The organism is Primorskyibacter aestuariivivens (genome assembly GCF_028023675.1).
Lineage (GTDB): Bacteria > Pseudomonadota > Alphaproteobacteria > Rhodobacterales > Rhodobacteraceae > Marinovum > Marinovum aestuariivivens.
Window position 1 is genome coordinate 95,651 of record NZ_JAQIOZ010000016.1, and the last position, 17,269, is coordinate 112,919.

At 60.4% G+C, this 17,269-nt stretch carries 16 protein-coding genes and 1 tRNA gene; 9 read left to right on the forward strand and 8 right to left on the reverse strand.

All coding sequences use genetic code 11. The features are described from left to right. Window positions 1–165 precede the first annotated feature (165 nt). Genes PGB28_RS15925 through mutT form a run of 3 tightly spaced genes read left to right on the forward strand, consistent with a single transcriptional unit; the run spans window position 166 to window position 2,695 of the window. The gene (locus PGB28_RS15925; protein WP_271422515.1) at window positions 166–1,014 is read left to right on the forward strand and encodes a peptidylprolyl isomerase; all 849 of its coding nucleotides are present in this window, start codon (window positions 166–168) and stop codon (window positions 1,012–1,014) included. Next, window positions 1,015–2,241 carry a bifunctional glutamate N-acetyltransferase/amino-acid acetyltransferase ArgJ gene (gene argJ, locus PGB28_RS15930; protein WP_271422516.1) on the forward strand — a complete coding sequence of 409 codons (1,227 nt, stop codon included), beginning with the start codon at window positions 1,015–1,017 and terminating at the stop codon, window positions 2,239–2,241. Between the two features lie 55 nt (window positions 2,242–2,296). Continuing rightward, window positions 2,297–2,695, forward strand: a complete 399-nt coding sequence (gene mutT, locus PGB28_RS15935; RefSeq protein WP_271422517.1) for an 8-oxo-dGTP diphosphatase MutT — start codon at window positions 2,297–2,299, stop codon at window positions 2,693–2,695. A gap of 402 nt (window positions 2,696–3,097) precedes the next feature. On the opposite strand, the gene infB is transcribed toward mutT, so the two are convergent. From infB to PGB28_RS15960, 5 genes are all read right to left on the reverse strand, one after another. Beyond that, complete coding sequence (gene infB / locus PGB28_RS15940; protein WP_271422518.1) at window positions 3,098–5,584, reverse strand: translation initiation factor IF-2; 2,487 nt, start codon at window positions 5,582–5,584, stop codon at window positions 3,098–3,100. Between the two features lie 6 nt (window positions 5,585–5,590). Beyond that, a complete protein-coding gene (locus tag PGB28_RS15945; RefSeq protein WP_271422519.1) occupies window positions 5,591–6,220 on the reverse strand; it encodes an RNA-binding protein in 630 nt (209 codons plus the stop codon). Window positions 6,221–6,243: 23 nt separating this feature from the next. Next, window positions 6,244–7,863, reverse strand: coding sequence for a transcription termination factor NusA (gene nusA / locus PGB28_RS15950; protein ID WP_271422520.1), 1,620 nt, complete (start codon window positions 7,861–7,863; stop codon window positions 6,244–6,246). A 5-nt stretch (window positions 7,864–7,868) separates the two neighbouring features. Further along, window positions 7,869–8,462, reverse strand: a complete 594-nt coding sequence (gene rimP, locus PGB28_RS15955; RefSeq protein ID WP_271422531.1) for a ribosome maturation factor RimP — start codon at window positions 8,460–8,462, stop codon at window positions 7,869–7,871. Between the two features lie 171 nt (window positions 8,463–8,633). After that, entirely contained in the window at window positions 8,634–10,208 is a 1,575-nt protein-coding gene (locus PGB28_RS15960) for a PA14 domain-containing protein (protein ID WP_271422521.1), read from the reverse strand. A 9-nt stretch (window positions 10,209–10,217) separates the two neighbouring features. Here PGB28_RS15960 and PGB28_RS15965 point away from each other — a divergent pair, with 9 nt between their 5' ends. The 4 genes from PGB28_RS15965 to PGB28_RS15980 are packed head-to-tail and all read left to right on the forward strand — an operon-like array spanning window position 10,218 to window position 11,427. Further along, window positions 10,218–10,589, forward strand: coding sequence for a hypothetical protein (locus tag PGB28_RS15965; RefSeq protein WP_271422522.1), 372 nt, complete (start codon window positions 10,218–10,220; stop codon window positions 10,587–10,589). Between the two features lie 25 nt (window positions 10,590–10,614). Further along, window positions 10,615–10,872 (forward strand): DUF6455 family protein, encoded by a 258-nt coding sequence (locus PGB28_RS15970; RefSeq protein WP_271422523.1) that lies wholly within the window; start codon window positions 10,615–10,617, stop codon window positions 10,870–10,872. 16 nt (window positions 10,873–10,888) lie between these two features. Continuing rightward, window positions 10,889–11,167, forward strand: coding sequence for a DUF6455 family protein (locus PGB28_RS15975; RefSeq protein WP_271422524.1), 279 nt, complete (start codon window positions 10,889–10,891; stop codon window positions 11,165–11,167). Further along, window positions 11,167–11,427: a DUF6455 family protein gene (locus PGB28_RS15980; protein WP_271422525.1), complete on the forward strand. Its 261-nt coding sequence runs from the start codon at window positions 11,167–11,169 to the stop codon at window positions 11,425–11,427. Before PGB28_RS15975 ends, PGB28_RS15980 begins: the two co-directional genes overlap by 1 nt. 63 nt (window positions 11,428–11,490) lie before the next feature. Here PGB28_RS15980 and PGB28_RS15985 read toward each other — a convergent pair whose 3' ends face one another. Next, window positions 11,491–12,474, reverse strand: coding sequence for a complex I NDUFA9 subunit family protein (locus PGB28_RS15985; protein WP_271422532.1), 984 nt, complete (start codon window positions 12,472–12,474; stop codon window positions 11,491–11,493). 150 nt (window positions 12,475–12,624) lie between these two features. Here PGB28_RS15985 and PGB28_RS15990 point away from each other — a divergent pair. Beyond that, window positions 12,625–12,711: transfer RNA gene (locus tag PGB28_RS15990), tRNA-Leu, on the forward strand. Window positions 12,712–12,904: 193 nt separating this feature from the next. Then, entirely contained in the window at window positions 12,905–14,098 is a 1,194-nt protein-coding gene (locus PGB28_RS15995; protein WP_271422526.1) for a tyrosine-type recombinase/integrase, read from the forward strand. 70 nt (window positions 14,099–14,168) lie between these two features. On the opposite strand, the gene PGB28_RS16000 is transcribed toward PGB28_RS15995, so the two are convergent. Then, on the reverse strand, window positions 14,169–15,710 hold the full coding sequence (locus PGB28_RS16000; RefSeq protein WP_271422527.1) for a recombinase family protein: 1,542 nt from the start codon (window positions 15,708–15,710) through the stop codon (window positions 14,169–14,171). Window positions 15,711–15,895: 185 nt separating this feature from the next. Further along, a complete protein-coding gene (locus PGB28_RS16005; RefSeq protein ID WP_271422528.1) occupies window positions 15,896–17,008 on the reverse strand; it encodes a type IV secretory system conjugative DNA transfer family protein in 1,113 nt (370 codons plus the stop codon). Window positions 17,009–17,269: the final 261 nt, after the last annotated feature.

Here is a 17,269-nt window from a genome sequence, read left to right on the forward strand (position 1 = left end):
CCGTCGAATAATGCGCAAATCTGCGTGTCCCCGGCTTGCCCGTCTCGACTGCAACCCATATGGCTTGGGGGAAACACGCGTCCGGCAGGACATGAGCGATGTAAGCGGCGCATCTGAGAGTGTCAACGTCGCCCACCGGCGCGGTCAGAAATGAAGGAAGATATGATGTTGAAAAGCCTTAAAACCACGGCAATCGCAGCCGCTCTGGCGCTCGCGGCCAACGCGGCAACGGCGCAGGAGCCTACGGCAGACACCGTGGTGGCCACCGTCAACGGAACCGAGATCACGCTGGGTCACATGATCATGATCCGCGCCGGTCTTCCTGAGCAATACAAGCAACTGCCCGACGACGTGCTGTGGGACGGCATTCTGGATCAGCTCGTGCAACAGACCCTGCTGGTGCAGGCAGGGCCGGAAGATATCTCCAAGCGCGTGGCGATTGCGCTCGAAAACGAGCAGCGGTCCCTGCAGGCAGCGGAGTACATGCAGGGCATCATGGAGGAAGCGCTGACCGAGGCAGCGGTGGCGGAAGAATACGCGACCGCCTATGCCGACGGCGATCGGGGTGTGGAATTCAACGCCTCGCATATCCTTGTCGGGACCGAGGCCGAGGCGGCGGAGCTGGCCGAGCGCGCGCGCGGAGGCGAAGATTTTGCCGAGCTCGCAAAAGCGCATTCCACCGGTCCGTCTGGCCCCAATGGCGGTGAGTTGGGCTGGTTTGGCGAGGGCATGATGGTTCCCGAGTTTGAAACCGCCGTGAAAGCGATGGGAGTCGGCGATGTGTCCGACCCGGTGCAGACGCAGTTCGGCTGGCATGTGATCAAGCTCAACGATACCCGCGTGGCCGAAGCACCCAAGTTGGAAGAGGTCCGCGCGGAGCTTGAAGACGCGGTGCGGACCAAGGCCGTGGATACGACGCTGGACGCGCTCAAGGCCGAAGCGGATATCGCGACCGAGCCGAAATCGGATTTCGATCCGTCCATTCTTCAAAACCTCGATCTGCTGGGGGAATAAATGGCCAAAGCCCTGCCCGTATCGCCGCTGGCGCCCGAAACATTCCCGGACCTGCCGGTCATTGAAGGTGTGAGCTTTGCCTCCATCGAGGCGGGTGTCCGCTATTCCGGTCGCCGTGACGTGATGTTGGCCAAGCTCGTCCCCGGCACGTCAGTGGCCGGGGTGTTCACCAAATCGGCAACACGCTCGGCACCGGTGCTGGATTGTCAGGCCAAGCTGGGCGGTGATGCGAACGATGGCGCGGCCATTCTGGTCAATGCCGGGAACTCCAATGCTTTTACCGGCAAAAGCGGGGTTGATGCGGTGGCGGCCATCACGGCCGCGACAGCACAGGTGCTGGGCATCCCGGAGGCACGTGTCTTTACCTCGTCCACCGGGGTGATTGGCGAGCCGATGAAGTACGAACGCATCACGGCAGTGTTGGGCGATCTGGCGGGCGCGCTGGATGCGGGCGGCATCGCAGATGCAGCGCGCGCCATCATGACCACCGATACCTTTCCCAAGGGATCGGGCCGCGAAGTGGAGATTGACGGCAAGCCGGTGAAAATTGCCGGGATCGCCAAAGGCTCGGGCATGATCGCGCCGGATATGGCGACGATGCTGGTATACATCTTCACCGATGCCGCCGTGTCCCAGGACGCGTTGCAATCCATGTTGTCGGAACTCACCGATCTCACCTTCAACTGCATCACGGTGGACAGCGATACCTCGACCTCCGACAGCCTGATTTTGGCCGCGACAGGAAGCTCTGGTGTGGCCGCGGACAATAGCGCCCCGTTCAAGGAAGCGCTCTTTGAGGTGATGATGGACCTGGCGCATCAGGTGGTCCGCGATGGCGAGGGCGCGACCAAGTTTGTCGAGATCGACGTGACCGGCGCGATGTCGGACAAGGACGCACATGTTCACGCCATGGCGATTGCCAATTCCCCGCTGGTCAAGACCGCGATTGCCGGAGAAGACCCCAACTGGGGCCGGATCGTGATGGCCATCGGCAAGAGCGGCGCGGCGGCGGACCGGGACAAGCTGTCAATCCGGTTTGGCGATGTGCTGGTGGCCGAAAACGGCTGGGTGTCTCCGGACTATCGCGAAGAAGATGGGGCCGCGCATATGAAGCGCGAGCGCATCCAGATCTCGGTCGATCTCGGGCTGGGAACCGGCAAGCGCCGGGTCTGGACCTGTGACCTGACCCATGGCTATATCGCCATCAACGCGGATTACCGGTCGTGAAAGACAAGACATCTCAGGAAATGCGGGCACCGGTTTTCCGTTCGGGATTGCGGCAATGAAAATTGTCCTTGTCGCTGCTGTCGCGCTGATCGACGTGGACGGGCGCGTGCTTCTGGCGCAGCGCCCGGAGGGCAAATCCATGGCCGGGCTCTGGGAGTTTCCGGGTGGAAAGGTCGAGCCCGGGGAAACCCCGGAACTGGCGCTGATCCGGGAATTGCAAGAGGAGTTGGGGATCGACACCTGGGCGTCTTGTCTCGCGCCGCTGACCTTTGCCAGCCACAGCTATGACGACTTTCATTTGCTGATGCCGCTCTTTGCCTGCCGCAAATGGGACGGGGTTCCGCAGTCGCGCGAAGGCCAGGCGCTCAAATGGGTGCGGGCCGAATCGCTGCGCGACTATCCGATGCCCCCGGCGGACATTCCGTTGATTCCCATACTGCGGGACTGGCTCTAAGCTGCCCCATACAGACGATTTTTCGTGTCGCGCGGCGTGAAATTCTCAACTTCGCCATGAATTTGTGCGCCGAAAGCACAATTGTGACCATTTTGTGTCAAAATTTGTTTTCCGGAATCCACGCTTCGGCACTACATTAATCCATGTCATGGCCAAGTGGGGATGTAATGACAGTGCTGAAAACGATATCTCTGGGTAAATATATTTCCGTCCAAGGTGTGTTCGTGAAGCGTTTGCCGGATGGGCGCATTGCCGTCCGCGATGGGGAACGCATCTTTGAGGGAACACCCATCGGGAAGGCAGCCTGACGCGCCGCTTTCGGCCACCTGACTTCTCACGCAGAACTGAAAAAGGGGACAGCTCACACCGTCCCCTTTTTTCGTGTCATGTCGCTGCGCCGGATCAATCCAGCGTGCGTTCCACTTCGGTCCGCTCAAAGATCTCGATGACATCGTTGGGACGAACGTCGTCGTAGTTCTCGAACGCCATGCCGCATTCCTGGCCGGATTGCACTTCGGCAACCTCGTCCTTGAAGCGCTTGAGCGTTTTCAGCGTGCCTTCGTGGATCACCACATCGTCGCGCAAGAGACGCACACCGGCAGAGCGGCGCGCCACGCCTTCGGTGACGAGACAGCCAGCAACCTTGCCAACGCCAGAGACCTTGAAGACCTCTTTGATTTGCGCATACCCGATGAAGTTTTCGCGGACCTCGGCAGAGAGCAGGCCGGATGCCGCCGCTTTCACGTCATCCACAAGATCGTAGATCACGCTGTAATAGCGGATTTCCACGCCCTTCTGGTTGGCGGTGTTACGTGCGGACGCATTGGCGCGGACGTTGAAGCCCAGGATCGGAGCGTTGGACGCTTCGGCCAGACCCACATCGGTTTCGGTGATGGCACCCACACCGGAATGCAGCACGCGCACGCGCACCTCGTCATTGCCGATCTTTTCCATCGCCTGAACGATGGCTTCGGCAGAGCCCTGCACATCGGCTTTGACCAGAATGGGCAGTTCAGCGACGTTTTCGTCTTCCTTGGCCTTGGCCAGCAGCTGATCCAGCGTGGTCGCGGCACCGGCCGCAGCGCGTTTGTCCTTGGCCGCTTTTTCGCGGTACTCGGCAATCTCGCGCGCCTGCGCTTCGGTATCGACGACGTTGAGCACGTCACCCGCCTCGGGCGTGCCGTTGAGGCCAAGCACCTCGACCGGTACGGACGGCCCCGCCTCTTTCACGCGTTCGCCAGTGTCGGAGATCAGCGCACGGACCTTGCCCCACTGTTCGCCCACGACAAAGATGTCGCCCTGTTTCAGCGTGCCGTTCCGAACCAGAACGGTTGCGACCGGGCCACGGCCCACATCAAGCTGTGCCTCGATCACGGCACCTTGGGCGGCGCGCTCGGGGTTGGCCTTGAGTTCAAGGATTTCCGATTGCAGCGCGATGGCTTCGAGCAGCTCATCAAGACCCTGACCGGTGATGGCGGACACTTCCACGTCCTGCACGTCACCCGACAGGCCTTCGACGATCACTTCGTGCTGAAGCAGATCGGTGCGCACCTTGTCCGGGTTGGCATCGGGCTTGTCGCATTTGTTGATCGCGACAATCATCGGCACCTTGGCGGCCTTGGCGTGGTTGATGGCTTCGATTGTCTGCGGCATCACGGCGTCATCCGCCGCCACCACAAGCACAACGATATCCGTGACCTGTGCCCCGCGCGAACGCATCGAGGTAAAGGCCGCGTGACCGGGTGTGTCGAGGAAGGAGAGCACAGCCCCGCTATCGGTTTTCACCTGATAGGCGCCGATATGCTGAGTGATGCCGCCGGCTTCGCCCGCCACAACCTTGGCGTCGCGGATCGCGTCCAGAAGCGAGGTCTTGCCGTGGTCAACGTGGCCCATGATGGTGATGACCGGAGGACGCGGGGTCAGGTCTTCTTCCTTGTCCTCGACCTCTTTGATGACGTCTTCCACGTCCGAATCCGAGACGCGCGTGACCTTGTGGCCGAATTCTTCGATGATGAGCTCTGCGGTATCGGCGTCGATGGATTGGTTCTGGGTGACCATCATGCCCATGTTCATGAGCGACTTGACCACGTCACCAACGCGTTCCGCCATACGGTTCGCCAGTTCCGACACCACGATGGCCTCGGGCAGTTTGACGTCGCGGACAACCTTTTCCCGCTCGACCGGACCGCCCATCGCCTTTTGACGTGCGCGTTCCTGTTTGCGCTTCATGGCAGCCATGGAGCGTTGCCGCCCGCCTTCGCCGCCGGTCAGCGCCTGGTTCACGGTCAGCTTGCCGGAGCGGCGGCCGTCGTTGCGGGCAGCACCCTTGCCCCGGGTCTGGCGTTCTTCGCGTTCGCGGGCCGGGGGCGCCTGTTTGGTCTTGGCAGGTGCGGATTTGCCGCGATCCTGTTCCGGTGCGGGCGCAGGAGCAGCCGCAGCGGCTTTGGCCGCTTCCTCGGCTTCGCGCTTCTTGCGCTCTTCCTCTTCGGCCTTCTGGCGCACCTTTTCCTCGGCCTCGCGCTGTTCGCGCTCCTTGGCCTCTTGCTCGGCGCGGCGGCGTTCACGCTCTTCTGCGCGGGCCTTTTCCTCGGCTTCGCGTTGCGCAGCTTCTTCGGTTTCACGTGCCTTCGCGGCCTGAACCGCCTTCAGGCGACGCTCCATTTCAGCATCGGAAATGCCCGCCGGGCGTTTGTTCGGGTTCGATCCGGCACCGGGTCCGGAACCGGGGGCCGCAGGTTTGGCCGCGCCGGGTTTGGGCACCACAACGCGTTTGCGCTTGGTTTCCACTACGACATTCTTGGTGCGGCCATGGCTGAAGCTTTGCTTCACATTGCCCGAACGCGGTCCGCCGCGGACACCGAGTGTCTTTTTGCCGTCGTTATCGCTCATAAAGCTCTATTTTCCTTTCCGGCGACCCCTGCCGCCGTCGTCTTGCACGCGCAGATTACGTAATCTTGCGGCATCCTCTACTACACGATCCGTGAGTCCACCAGACGCGAGCGCGCCATGTATCACAGTTTGTCGCCCAAAAGCCAATCCTAACTCATCGGCGCTCAGCCAACCGATATAGGACCCGCCATAGGGCGTGCTCAGTTTCGATTTGCCGCGCTCAGACCCGTCAGAGGACTGGATCAGAACCTGGGCCACGCCCTTGGACAGCCAATCCTTGACCTTTTCATAGCCCGCAACGGCATGACCGGATTTTCGCGCCAGCGAAATCAGGTCCACGACGCGACGCGCCAGTTGTGCCTCGACCTCGGCCGCGAGCCCGTCGGGAACGGTCACGGGCTGCTTTGCGCTGCGCGAGAACAGTTTCTTGTCCATCGCCTTGTCCAGCGCCGCGCGCGTGGCTGACACCCAGATACCGCGCCCGGGCAGTTTGCCCATGATGTCCGGCACCGCCTGCCCGTCGGGGCCGACGACAAACCGGATCATCTCGGTCTTGGGGCGCACCTCGCCGGTCGCAATGCATTTACGTTCCGGGCCGGTGCCGCCCTGTTCTTTATTATGACCGCCGCGCGTCATGGTCAGACCCCGCTCCGGTGCTCTTATTCCTCCGCCTCCTCGGCGGCGGGTTCTTCGTCACCCTCCTCAGACTCGGCTTCGAGATCGGCAGGGTCAACCCAGCCCAGAACGATCCGGGCGGTCATCACGAGGTCCTGTGCTTCTTCGAGCGAAACGTCGAAAGGCTCAAGCAGGCCGTCATCCTTGACACGCTCGCCATCGACGGTGGTCCAGCCACCGGCCAGTTCCCAATCCGCGCAGGTGGCGAAGTCCTCAAGCGTTTTCACGCCGTCCTTGGCCAGGGCTTCCACCATTTGGGGTGTCAGGCCCTCGAATTCAATAAGGCTGTCCTCAACCCCAAGCTCACGGGCCGCTTCGAGCGCCTTGCGCGCCTGTTCCTCAAGGAACTCGCGGGCACGGGTCTGCAGCTCGTTGGCGGTGTCTTCGTCCACGCCATCAATGACCAGAAGCTCGTCCACCTCGACATAGGCCACCTCTTCGAGGTTGGTGAAGCCTTCGGAGACCAGAAGCTGGGCAAAGAATTCGTCCAGATCGAGCGTGTCCATGAAGAGTTGCGTGCGCTCTTCGAACTCTTTCTGGCGACGCGCGGATTCTTCTTCCTCGGTCATGATGTCGATGTCGAGCGCGGTCAGCTGCGAGGCAAGGCGCACGTTCTGGCCGCGACGGCCAATGGCCAGCGACAGCTGTTCGTCCGGCACCACAACTTCGATGCGCTCGGCGTCTTCGTCCAGAACCACCTTGGACACTTCGGCGGGCTGCAGCGCGTTCACGAGGAAGGTCGGCACATCCTCGTTCCATGGGATGATGTCGATCTTTTCGCCCTGAAGCTCGTTCACCACGGCCTGCACGCGGGAGCCGCGCATACCCACACAGGCACCGACCGGGTCGATGGAGCCGTCATAGGACACCACGGCAATCTTGGCGCGCGAACCGGGGTCACGGGCGACGGCCTTGATCTCGATGATGCCGTCATAAATCTCCGGCACTTCCATCTTGAACAGCTCGGCCATGAATTCCGGCGCGGTGCGCGACAGGAAGATCTGCGGGCCACGGGTTTCGCGGCGTACATCCTTGATGTAGCAGCGGATGCGGTCATTCGGGCGATAGCTCTCGCGGCCGATTTTCTCGTTGCGGCGCAGAATGCCTTCGCCACGGCCGATATCGACGATGACGTTGCCGTATTCCTCGCGCTTGACGACACCGTTGATGATGGTGCCTGCGCGGTCCTTGAATTCCTCGTACTGGCGATCACGTTCGGCTTCGCGCACCTTTTGCAGGATCACCTGCTTGGCGGATTGCGCGGCGATGCGGCCCATTTCGACCGGGGGAACCTCTTCGACAAAGGTGTCGCCCACGGCAGGGTTTTCCATATATTGCTTGGCCTGCTCGACGGTCATTTCCGCCTGGTAATTCTCAAGCTCTTCGTCTTCGACTACTGTGCGCACGCGGGTAAAGGTAGCGCGGCCGGTCTTGCGGTCGATGGACACGCGAATGTCCATTTCCGAGCCGTAGCGCGACTTGGCGGCACGGGCGAGGCTCTCTTCCATCGCTTCGACCACGAGACCGGGGTCGATCATCTTTTCCCGGGCCACGGCCTCGGCGGTTTGCAGCAGCTCAAGCTGGTTGGCAGATGTAATCGCCATGTGTGTTATTCCTCCTCGCGAGACGCGTCGGTCTCGATCTCGTCAAACTGTGTCTCGTCCACACCCGCGGCCTTGCGCTGGCGCAGCATCTCGCGGATCAGATCATCGGTCATGACCAGCTTGGCATCGGCCAGCCAGTCAAATTTCAGGCCCAGCGTGATGGTCTCGGTATTTTCCGAAGACCCGTCCACGTTGATCAGCACCTCGTCGCCTTCGACACCGGCCAGTTCGCCGCGAAAGCGGCGGCGGTTGTCGATCAGCTCATTGGTTTCCAGCTTGGCCTCGTAGCCTTCAAAGGTCTCGAAATCCTTGAGCCGGGTCAGCGGGCGGTCGATGCCGGGGCTCGACACTTCCAGCGTGTAGGCGTCAAGGATCGGGTCCTCCACATCCAGCGTCGCGCTCACGGCGTTGGAAATCTCGGCGCATTCATCCACCTCAATCCCGCCACCGGGGCGTTCGGCCATGATCTGCAAGGTCTGGGTCTTGCCGCTCATCAGACGGATGCGCACAAGCTCGAATCCCATATCCTCGATCACCGGTGCGATGATCTCGGCCAACCTGCGGTCCAGCGAGGTCTTGGCTATCAGAGTATTCGACAGAATGTCGGTCATATCGGGTCCTGTGATCAGGCGTCATTCGGGCACAAAAAAACGGGCGCGCGGCCCGTCGATCTTTCCCGGTGGAGCTTCGGACTTGGCCCGACGCGCCGCTGTTGAGCCGTCATATACGCCCTGTCCCCCTGACGCGCAAGGGGGCAGGGCAAATCATGCTCAAACAAGTTCTGCTTCGCTCTCTTCCGCCGTCAGTGCGGCGGCATCGGAATCGTCATCCGTATCGGGATCGATGCCGAAAAGAGCCATCAGGCTTGCAGCCATCTCGCTATAGACATCGTCAGGATCTGCCGTGTCATCACGACCGTCCTCAAGCGTCACGATCTCGTCTTCTACGGGTGGTTCCGGGGCGGGGTCGGTGGGCTGTTCGACAAGCTCTGCAATCGGGGCAAATGGCAGCATCTGGCCATCCGTTGCAGGGCCCGCCCATTTCAGATCAAGCGATTGTTCGCCGTCGCGTTCCAGATACAGCATCTCAAAGACATGAGGACCGGCATCAAGCTGGATATCCGCGATCACATGCGCATCCGGCCCTGCCCCTTCGTTGGTCACGACCGTTTGCCCGTCAATGCGCAATACCGCGCCGTCATCGGCCCAAAGCTCGAACCGATAATCGGCAGCTTCGTCAAAGGTCATTTCGGTGGTGTAGCGGGCCGCGAAATGGTCACTGGGCCCATCTTGCCAAAGCGGATCGGAGGATTCGAGGAAACCGAATCCATCCACGACTTCCTGAACGACAGGGTCGGAGAAATCCACATCTTCGACCGAACCCACATCCGGCGAAACAACCACGTATTCCGCCAGCATGGCACCTTGTGGCGCAATCACCGGGTCCGAATCGTCGACCGGGTCCGGCTCTGGCACCGGGTCGGGTTCCGGCGCAGGATCGGTGACCGGGTCCTGGTCGGGCAGCGGCTCAGGCTCAGGCTCAGGCTCAGGCTCAGGCTCAGGCTCAGGCTCAGGCTCAGGCTCAGGCTCAGGCTCAGGCTCAGGCTCAGGCTCAGGCTCGACCGGGGGTTCGACGCCGTCAATCACAAAACCGGCCTCAGCCAATTCGGTCACGATCGTCTGGTTGATCTCATCCAGCCGTTCGATGACACGCGGGTCGATCCCTTCGGGCGGTGCAAATCCGGTTGGAACAGGCTCACCATAGACTGCGGAATAATTGATCATCCCGGCCAGGAAATAGAGCGTTTCAGTGCCGTGCGGCGCGCTGTCGACATAAAGGTCATCGACCGAAAGGTCGCCAAGAACACCGCCACCCTGCAGCAATTCGGACAGGATGGAGCCAACCGGCAGCAAGACGACATCTGCATCCGGGTCGGCGGCATTCACCTGATCGACAAGGGTCTGATACCAGTCGAGATAGGCCCCCTGATTATAGGCATGGTAGTCTTCGATCACAGCCTCTGCACCGGACAGGTCTTCGGTGAAATAGGCAAGGTCGGCCCAGCCCTGGTAGATCATCACCTGTGCCTCGGGATGGGCGGTGGTCATGTCGCCAACGATATCGAGCGTGGCATCCAATGGCGACCGGTCGTCGCCGTAGTAATGCGCATCCGGGGCCTGATCCTGAACGAAATTTGCGGGCGTGATGGTAATCACGTCGATCCCGGCCTGCTCAAAAGCTTCGCTTTCCGCATTCCACGCCGGATCGTCTCCGTCGAAGCCCCATCCGCTTTGCGGACTGTCCTGATCGGCGAACTGGCGCAGGAAACCCGAGGCACCGCTCACGGCGTAATCATGGCCCGCGGCTTCGGCAAAAAAATCGGTCCAGTGGGGCACGTTGGTGTGTGGCCCGCCAGAAAAGTTCACCAGGGAATTGCCAAGAATGTATTGCTCAAGCTGAACGGGCATCGCCACCTCACTCGCTACAGGGGGATGATCAGCGCGACAGGCGGATCATCCGAAAACACAAAAAAACTTCAGCCACATACCGGAAAGGAATCACCCCGGCACATCAGCTCATTTGTGATGCGCCTCACACTAGGCGAACAAGGTGAACGTAACGGTAACAACGTCAAATATGATAGTGTTCTGCCGGTGCTCCGCCTCATCCAAGGTTTGAAATTGACTCACATCAAGGCGGATTGCCCCGGCGCTGTTAGCCTTTGAGCATTGCTTGTCAGGAGGAGACCCCATGGCAGATGTCGAAAAACTGCGCAAACACGCAGCGCTTGTAGATCGCATGGCGACGGCCCGCGGTCTTGATCTGGAAGAAGCCGCTCTGCGCGGGAAAATCTCGCCCGACGGGATTGCCGATGCGGTTCTGAACTGCACCGGATGCACCAATCCCGAGGACTGCGCCCATTGGCTGGAAACCCATTCCGCGCCCGAACAGGCCGGACCGTCCTATTGCCGGAATGCCGACCTGTTCGAAGACCTGCTCAGATCCTGAGCCAAAGGAGACTGCCATGCGTCCGCTTGGACCCCGCCTATCCCATTTCTGGAAATTGCAGAACATGCTGCGCGTCACCGGGACCGATGCCACGGAAGCATTTGACCAGGGTGACCTGACACAGAAGCAATGGGCAGAGCTTGTTGAAACATGCCGTGGCTGCCAATGGACCGGGGGGTGCAACCGCTACATGGAGCGTGCCCGGCTTGCCGGACATCAAGAAGACGCGCCGCCGCAATGCCGCAACCAAGAGGCGCTTGCCGCTCTGCGCGCGGCCCATCCCGAGGTGGCGTGATGGCAGCCCCGCTTGGTGATCCCGCCCTGCATTTCTTTATCACCCGCGGCGTTGCCCGGGCGATGGGGCTGAATCTTGGGGACGCGTTGCGCACGGGGCAACTGGAACCGGAAACCTATGCCCGCATGGTCACGCGGTGCCGAGGATGCGCGCGGGTCGGCTCATGTCAGGTCTGGCTGGCCAACAGTTCGGTCCCGCATAGCAGCCCGCCGGAGCAATGCCCAAACGCGCGAGAGTTCCAGTCGCTGCAACTGCATTGATCCGCGCCGAAAACGACAAAGGGGCCATTGCGGCCCCTTTTCCATTCTATCGTTCTGGCTCTGTCAGGCCTTGAGATTGCCTGCGGATTCCTTGATCGCGTCATACTGGCCGGTGGGCCGGAAACGCCAGAGATAGTCGGGCAGGATCGCCTTGGCATCCACAGGGGTGATTCCAAGCTCGGCAAATCCGGCCGCATCTTCGGACACCACATTGTCGGATTTCAGCGACTTGACCTGATCCCGGGTCAGGATCGAGTTGTGGAACAGACCCAGCGTCAGGGTCTGCGCGAGATCAAAACCCCATGCCATCATCCCAGCCACCGGGAACGGCAGGTTGAGGATGAGCTTGCGGCGGCGGATGACGCCCAGCATCTCTTTCATCAAGGCGCGGAACGTGGCCACAGCCGGCCCGCCCAGTTCATAGATACCACCCTTGACCGCGCCGGTGACACCCATGGCCGCCGCTTTGGCAACATCATCCACGTAAACCGGCTGAAACCGGGTGTCGCCACCGGCAATCGCCAGGATCGGGCCAAAGCGCGACATGGAGGCAAAGCGGTTGTAGAAGCCGTCTTCGGAGCCAAAAATAACCGAGGGGCGCAGGATGACAGCCCCCGGCATGTGTTCCAGCACGCCTTCTTCGCCCAGCGCCTTGGTCTGGGCGTATTGGCTCTCGGCCTCTTTGTCGGCCCCGATCGCCGAAATATGCACCATGCGCGCCACGCCTTCATCGGCGGCAATGCGCGCGATCCTCTCGGCACCTTCGTGCTGAATGGCGTCAAAGTTGTTCTTGCCCTTGGCATCGAAAGTGCCGACACAGTTCACAACCGCCTCGGCCCCCTGCATCGCGGCGCGCACAGAGGCGTCGTCTCGGATGTTGCACAGAACCGGTTCAACTTGGCCCACCGCACCGTAGGGACGCACAAAGATTGCCTCATTCGGGCGGCGGACGGCGACGCGCACGCGCCAACCCTCTTTGGCCATGCGCCGCGCGATGTAACGGCCCACGAAACCGGAACCGCCATAAATCGTGACCAGTTTTGACATGGACGCCTCGCTTTGATGTTCGTCTTTATTGGGCATATCTCCCCCTCTGACCCGAGACAAGGCGATAAGGTGCCGCGTGGATCGCATTTCTTGCAGATTCTGCGTTGACACTCCCCCGACCCCGATTTAAACGCCTGCCTCACGACACCTGCCCAGGTGGCGGAATTGGTAGACGCGCTAGCTTCAGGTGCTAGTGTCCGTATGGACGTGGAGGTTCGAGTCCTCTCCTGGGCACCATTTCTCCCGAACATATATGCTCATTTCGCCTCAAAAACGTTGATTTTTCAGCGCGTTGTGCGGTATGATGGTGAACATAGCTGACCACTGATTTTCGCCGTTACCCACACAATTTCGGGTATCAAAATCGGGTAATTTTGGCGATTCGGCGGCAAATACCACTAGATACCCGCACCGATACCCGAGGCGCGCCATGCCCCTGAGAGAGTTGCAAGTCAGGAAAGCCAAGCCGAAAGACAAGCAATATCGGCTGTCCGACGGCGAAGGCCTGCATCTGCTGGTCAAGCCGAACGGGTCGAAGCTTTGGCAGCAAAGATACCGTTTTCAGGACCGCGAAAAAATGCTGTCGCACGGTCAGTACCCGGATGTGGGGATCGCGGAAGCGAGGCGTAAGAAGGAGGCTGCCAGGGAACTCTTGGCACAGGGCATTGATCCCGGCGTCCAGAAAAAACTCGACAAGATCACCTCAGACACCAATGCCCGCATGACATTTCTGCTGGTCGCCGAGGATTACTTGCAGATGGCTTACGACCGCGAACTGGCCGACGCCACGTTGCGCAAAAAGGAATGGCACATCAACACATTGGCAAAGCCACTTCACAAACGCCCGATCAACGACATCACGTCGGCGGAGATCCTGCATCTACTGAAACGGATCGAGCACAGTGGTCGCAGGGAAACGGCCAAGAAGCTGCGGGGAACCCTGTCGGCCATTTTCCGCCTCGCCATCGTGACATTGCGGGCCGAGAACGACCCCACCGTTGCTGTGAAGGGCGCGCTCTTGCCTGTGAAGGTCACAAACCGTGCCGCGATCACCGACGAGAAGGTGTTCGGTCAGTTTCTGCGCGACCTTGATGCTTACACCGGCGCAGGAGTCATCAAGGATGCGCTCCTGTTTCAAATCCTGACAATGACCCGCCCGGGCGAGGTCCGCGGGGCCAAGCAGGCAGAGTTCGATCTCCCGAAGCGGAAATGGACTATCTCGGCCGACAGGATGAAGATGCGCAGGGATCATGTCGTGCCATTGTCCGATCAGGCTCTGGCGCTGGTCGAGCGCAATTGGATCGACGTTGACGGCGTCGAGTTGATCTTTCCGTCGCTCAACTCGAACCGGAAATGGATCTCAGAGAACGCATTTAACTCAGCCATGCGCCGCATGGGATATTCCAAGGACGAGGCGACGGCGCATGGGTTTCGAGCGACCGCCAGCACCATCCTCAATGATCGCGGGTTCGATCCAGAAGTCATCGAGGCCGCGCTGGCCCACCAGGACAAGAATGCTGTCCGACGGGCCTACAACCGGGCGACATATCTGGAGCAACGCACACAGTTGATGCAGGATTGGGCCGACCTGCTGGATGAGTTCCGAGAATCGGGTCGTGATTGACCTCTGATCGAGGTTGCTGGATTTTTGCGGCTGGTGCGCTTCGGAGAGCGCTCAGAGCGTCTTCCCGCACCTAACTCCGTAGATCAAGTGGCGTTTGGTTTTTCAGGTTATTCCGCCACGGTTTGTTTGGTCCGTCTACCAGCGGCGGTTCTTCAAAACGCTGCAAAAATTCGAGAAGTGGGTCGTGCTGGGTCACCAAAGGGGACAGCTCGGACACATCGCGCATTTCAAGCCAGGAATCCGGCTTAAGGAATAGGTTTCTGCCAACCACGGTGCGGTTCGAGAAGCAGTTTTGCACGATCCGGCGTTTTTCGTCGGCGTGGGCGCGAATATGAAGCTCTGCAAGGCTTTGCATGAGTTCGAGGAAAGTGCCGAGTTTTTCGCGCAAGTCGCCGGGCGTCTGCAGTTTCTCGCGTTGCGCCTCAAGGCCGGCCAGGTCGATCTCAATGGCCAGCTTCTTCTTGTCGTAGCCCGCTTTGTCGATGGTCCCGTCGATCAGAAGATCCATCAACCGATCAGACCGAGACTGGCACTGCGCGATGTTGAGCTCGATGGAGCGCAGTTGATCTTCGCCGGGCGCGGCATCGAGCCAATCTTGCCATTCAGTACGAAGCTGCTCGGCCTGTTCTGCGGAAAGCTGGCAGCGCCGCAGAATGTCGATGATGGTCGCGTCAATCACGTCTTCGCGCACGGTCGTGGTCGGGCATTCCGGGCGCTGGCAGCGATAATAGACCCGGCCTTTTTGCCGTTCCGGCGACATCGGCCCGTCGCAGAGTCCACAGCGGAACAGCCCGCGATAAAGGTGGTTGTGGCGGGTGACCTTCTTGCCGGCACGGCCTGCCTTCACGTCCTGGACGCGTTTGAAGGTCTTGGCATCAATGATCGGCGCGTGCAGCCCGTCATAGACCGACCCGGTGCGCTTGATGACGATGATCCCCATGTAGAACGGATTGGCCAAAATGGTTTCCAGCCCATGCTTGCTGAGGGGTTGACCGGCGAGGTTCCTGAGGCCCAGACGCTCAAGCTCCGGCAGGAGCGTGCGCAGCGAATATTGGCCCGAAGCGTAGAGGTCGAAGGCCTTCCGGATCAGCGGCGTCTTCACCGGGCAGGGCGTCTTGGGTTCCCCGCGACCGTTGTCGAGATAGCCGATCGGGGCGCGGAACGGGTAGAGTCCCTGTTTGAGGCGGCCATTCAATCCCTTGATGGTCTCTTCGCGAAGGTTGTGGATGTAGTCTTCGGCGATCACCGCTTGAAGATTGGCCGCAAGCCGCCCGCCGCGGGACCGGAAATCCAGGGTCTCGGTGGCAAAGAAAATATCGATCCCGAGGTTTGGCAGTTCGGACACCAGCGCCCAGTCCCGCAGGTTACGGGCGGAGCGGTCAATTTTGTGCATGATCAGCCCGGCGGCCCGGCCGCGTTTGAGTTGCCGGATCATTTGGGTAAAAACCGGCCGGCCGCGCTTGGCCGCGGTTTCCTTTTCTTCGAACCATTGCGTGACCGTGAGGTTGTGCTGACTCGCAAAACTCTTGATGGCTTCTTTCTGTGCTTCGAGTGAGACGCCCAAGCCCTGCTTTTGCGTGGACACCCGGATGTATCCAAAACACGGTTTCATAAATCCTTTCGGGGGGACCCTGACTCTATCAAATCCTCGGAATTTTGCGAATCCGGCCACGGCCAAGTGCCCTCCGCCAGCATGCGAAGATAGATGGCCTTGCAGATTTCGAGATGCTCCTTGAGATGGTCGTCGTGTGTCATCTCATCAGGATAACGGCGGCGCGATTGCCGCAGTAGCCCAGATCACCTGCGAAACCCGGACGTGACCGGAAGTGTGGTCATGGAAAATGCCGGACTTGGGGCATCATCAAGCATCATGCGCATTGTGGCGCGGTAGTTTGGCTGTGTCGTCAGATCGCGCGGTTCGATCTTGCCCAGTTGCGCCGCCAGGATTGGAGCATCTGTCGCGCCGACGCGGAATACGATCATGGTTCCGGCGTTTCCGAGCACCGATGCAAACACCGGCGCGGGGTTCTGTTGTGTGTGTTGTTGGCTGAGCAGCATTCCGAGCTTGTATTTGCGGGTTTCAGACAAGAGATCGGCGACAGCCTCGCTGGTGAAGGCGTGAAATTCATCGACGTAGAGGAAGAACGGGCGGCGGGCGTGTTCGGGCAGGTCATGGCGGGTGAACGCGGCATGGGTCAGGCTGGATACCAGCAGCCCGCCGACCACGTTGGCCAGATCGGCCCCTAGCCGTCCCTTGGACAGGTTGACGATGAGTGCCTGGCCGTCATCCATGATCCGGCGAAACCTGAGCGGCTCCTGCGGCTCGCAAAGTGCGGCGCGCAAAACCGGATGGGACAGGAACGCACCCAGCTTGTTGGCGATCGGCGCGAAGCCGTCGGCGGCGTTCTTGTAGTTCATGGCCGGATATTCCTCGGTCCAGAACTGGCGGACCTGCGGATCGGTGATGTGGGCCAGCGCCTCGATCCGAAAGGCACGGTCCAGAAACATGCGGGGAATATCACGTAGATCGGGGGTGGGATAATCGAGCAGCGCCAGGACCGCGTGGCGCAGCAGATGCTCCATGCGCACGCCCCAGGCATCGACCCATTGTTTTTTCAGGGCATCGATCAGGCCAGAGGTCACCAGTGGACGCAGACCGGGAGAGGTTTTGGTCAGCGGATTGTATCCGTAGGGCGACGCCGGATCGGCGACGTTCCAGTAGATCACGCCCGGGCAGTCGCGGTGCAGGGCGTCGGCCAGGTCGCCATGAGGATCGATCACGCAGAATCCGCGCCCGGACCGATGATCCTGCAGCGCCATATTGTGGATGAGGGTGGATTTTCCGGTGCCGGTCTGGCCGACGACGTAGATGTGCAGTAGGCGATCCGGCTGACGGATACCGAAAGGCACATCGCCATAGCGGTAATAAGCCAGGCCGAGCGCAGTGATGTCATATTGAGCGAGGGACATTGCGCCATTGTTACCGAGAGCACGAGGCCGCGGTACCGCTGCTGCTATGCCATTCTGTGAGTTTCAAGATTTCAGCTCGGAATGAGCTACCCCCTGAAATTCGGACACTGACGTAAGCTACGATTTGTTGTCTGCTGGTCTTCGACGATAAGGAGATTAGAGATGTCGAAACGGAAGAACCATTCGCCGGAGTTCAAGGCG

Coding starts and splice junctions, on each gene's coding strand:
- PGB28_RS15925 (WP_271422515.1), top strand. CDS start 166: ATGTTGAAAAGCCTTAAAACCACGGCAATCGCAGCCGCTCTGGCGCTC.
- argJ (WP_271422516.1), top strand. CDS start 1,015: ATGGCCAAAGCCCTGCCCGTATCGCCGCTGGCGCCCGAAACATTCCCG.
- mutT (WP_271422517.1), top strand. CDS start 2,297: ATGAAAATTGTCCTTGTCGCTGCTGTCGCGCTGATCGACGTGGACGGG.
- infB (WP_271422518.1), bottom strand. CDS start 5,584: ATGAGCGATAACGACGGCAAAAAGACACTCGGTGTCCGCGGCGGACCG.
- PGB28_RS15945 (WP_271422519.1), bottom strand. CDS start 6,220: ATGACGCGCGGCGGTCATAATAAAGAACAGGGCGGCACCGGCCCGGAA.
- nusA (WP_271422520.1), bottom strand. CDS start 7,863: ATGGCGATTACATCTGCCAACCAGCTTGAGCTGCTGCAAACCGCCGAG.
- PGB28_RS15965 (WP_271422522.1), top strand. CDS start 10,218: ATGGCCCGCGGCTTCGGCAAAAAAATCGGTCCAGTGGGGCACGTTGGT.
- PGB28_RS15970 (WP_271422523.1), top strand. CDS start 10,615: ATGGCAGATGTCGAAAAACTGCGCAAACACGCAGCGCTTGTAGATCGC.
- PGB28_RS15975 (WP_271422524.1), top strand. CDS start 10,889: ATGCGTCCGCTTGGACCCCGCCTATCCCATTTCTGGAAATTGCAGAAC.
- PGB28_RS15980 (WP_271422525.1), top strand. CDS start 11,167: ATGGCAGCCCCGCTTGGTGATCCCGCCCTGCATTTCTTTATCACCCGC.
- PGB28_RS15985 (WP_271422532.1), bottom strand. CDS start 12,474: ATGTCAAAACTGGTCACGATTTATGGCGGTTCCGGTTTCGTGGGCCGT.
- PGB28_RS15995 (WP_271422526.1), top strand. CDS start 12,905: ATGCCCCTGAGAGAGTTGCAAGTCAGGAAAGCCAAGCCGAAAGACAAG.
- PGB28_RS16000 (WP_271422527.1), bottom strand. CDS start 15,710: ATGAAACCGTGTTTTGGATACATCCGGGTGTCCACGCAAAAGCAGGGC.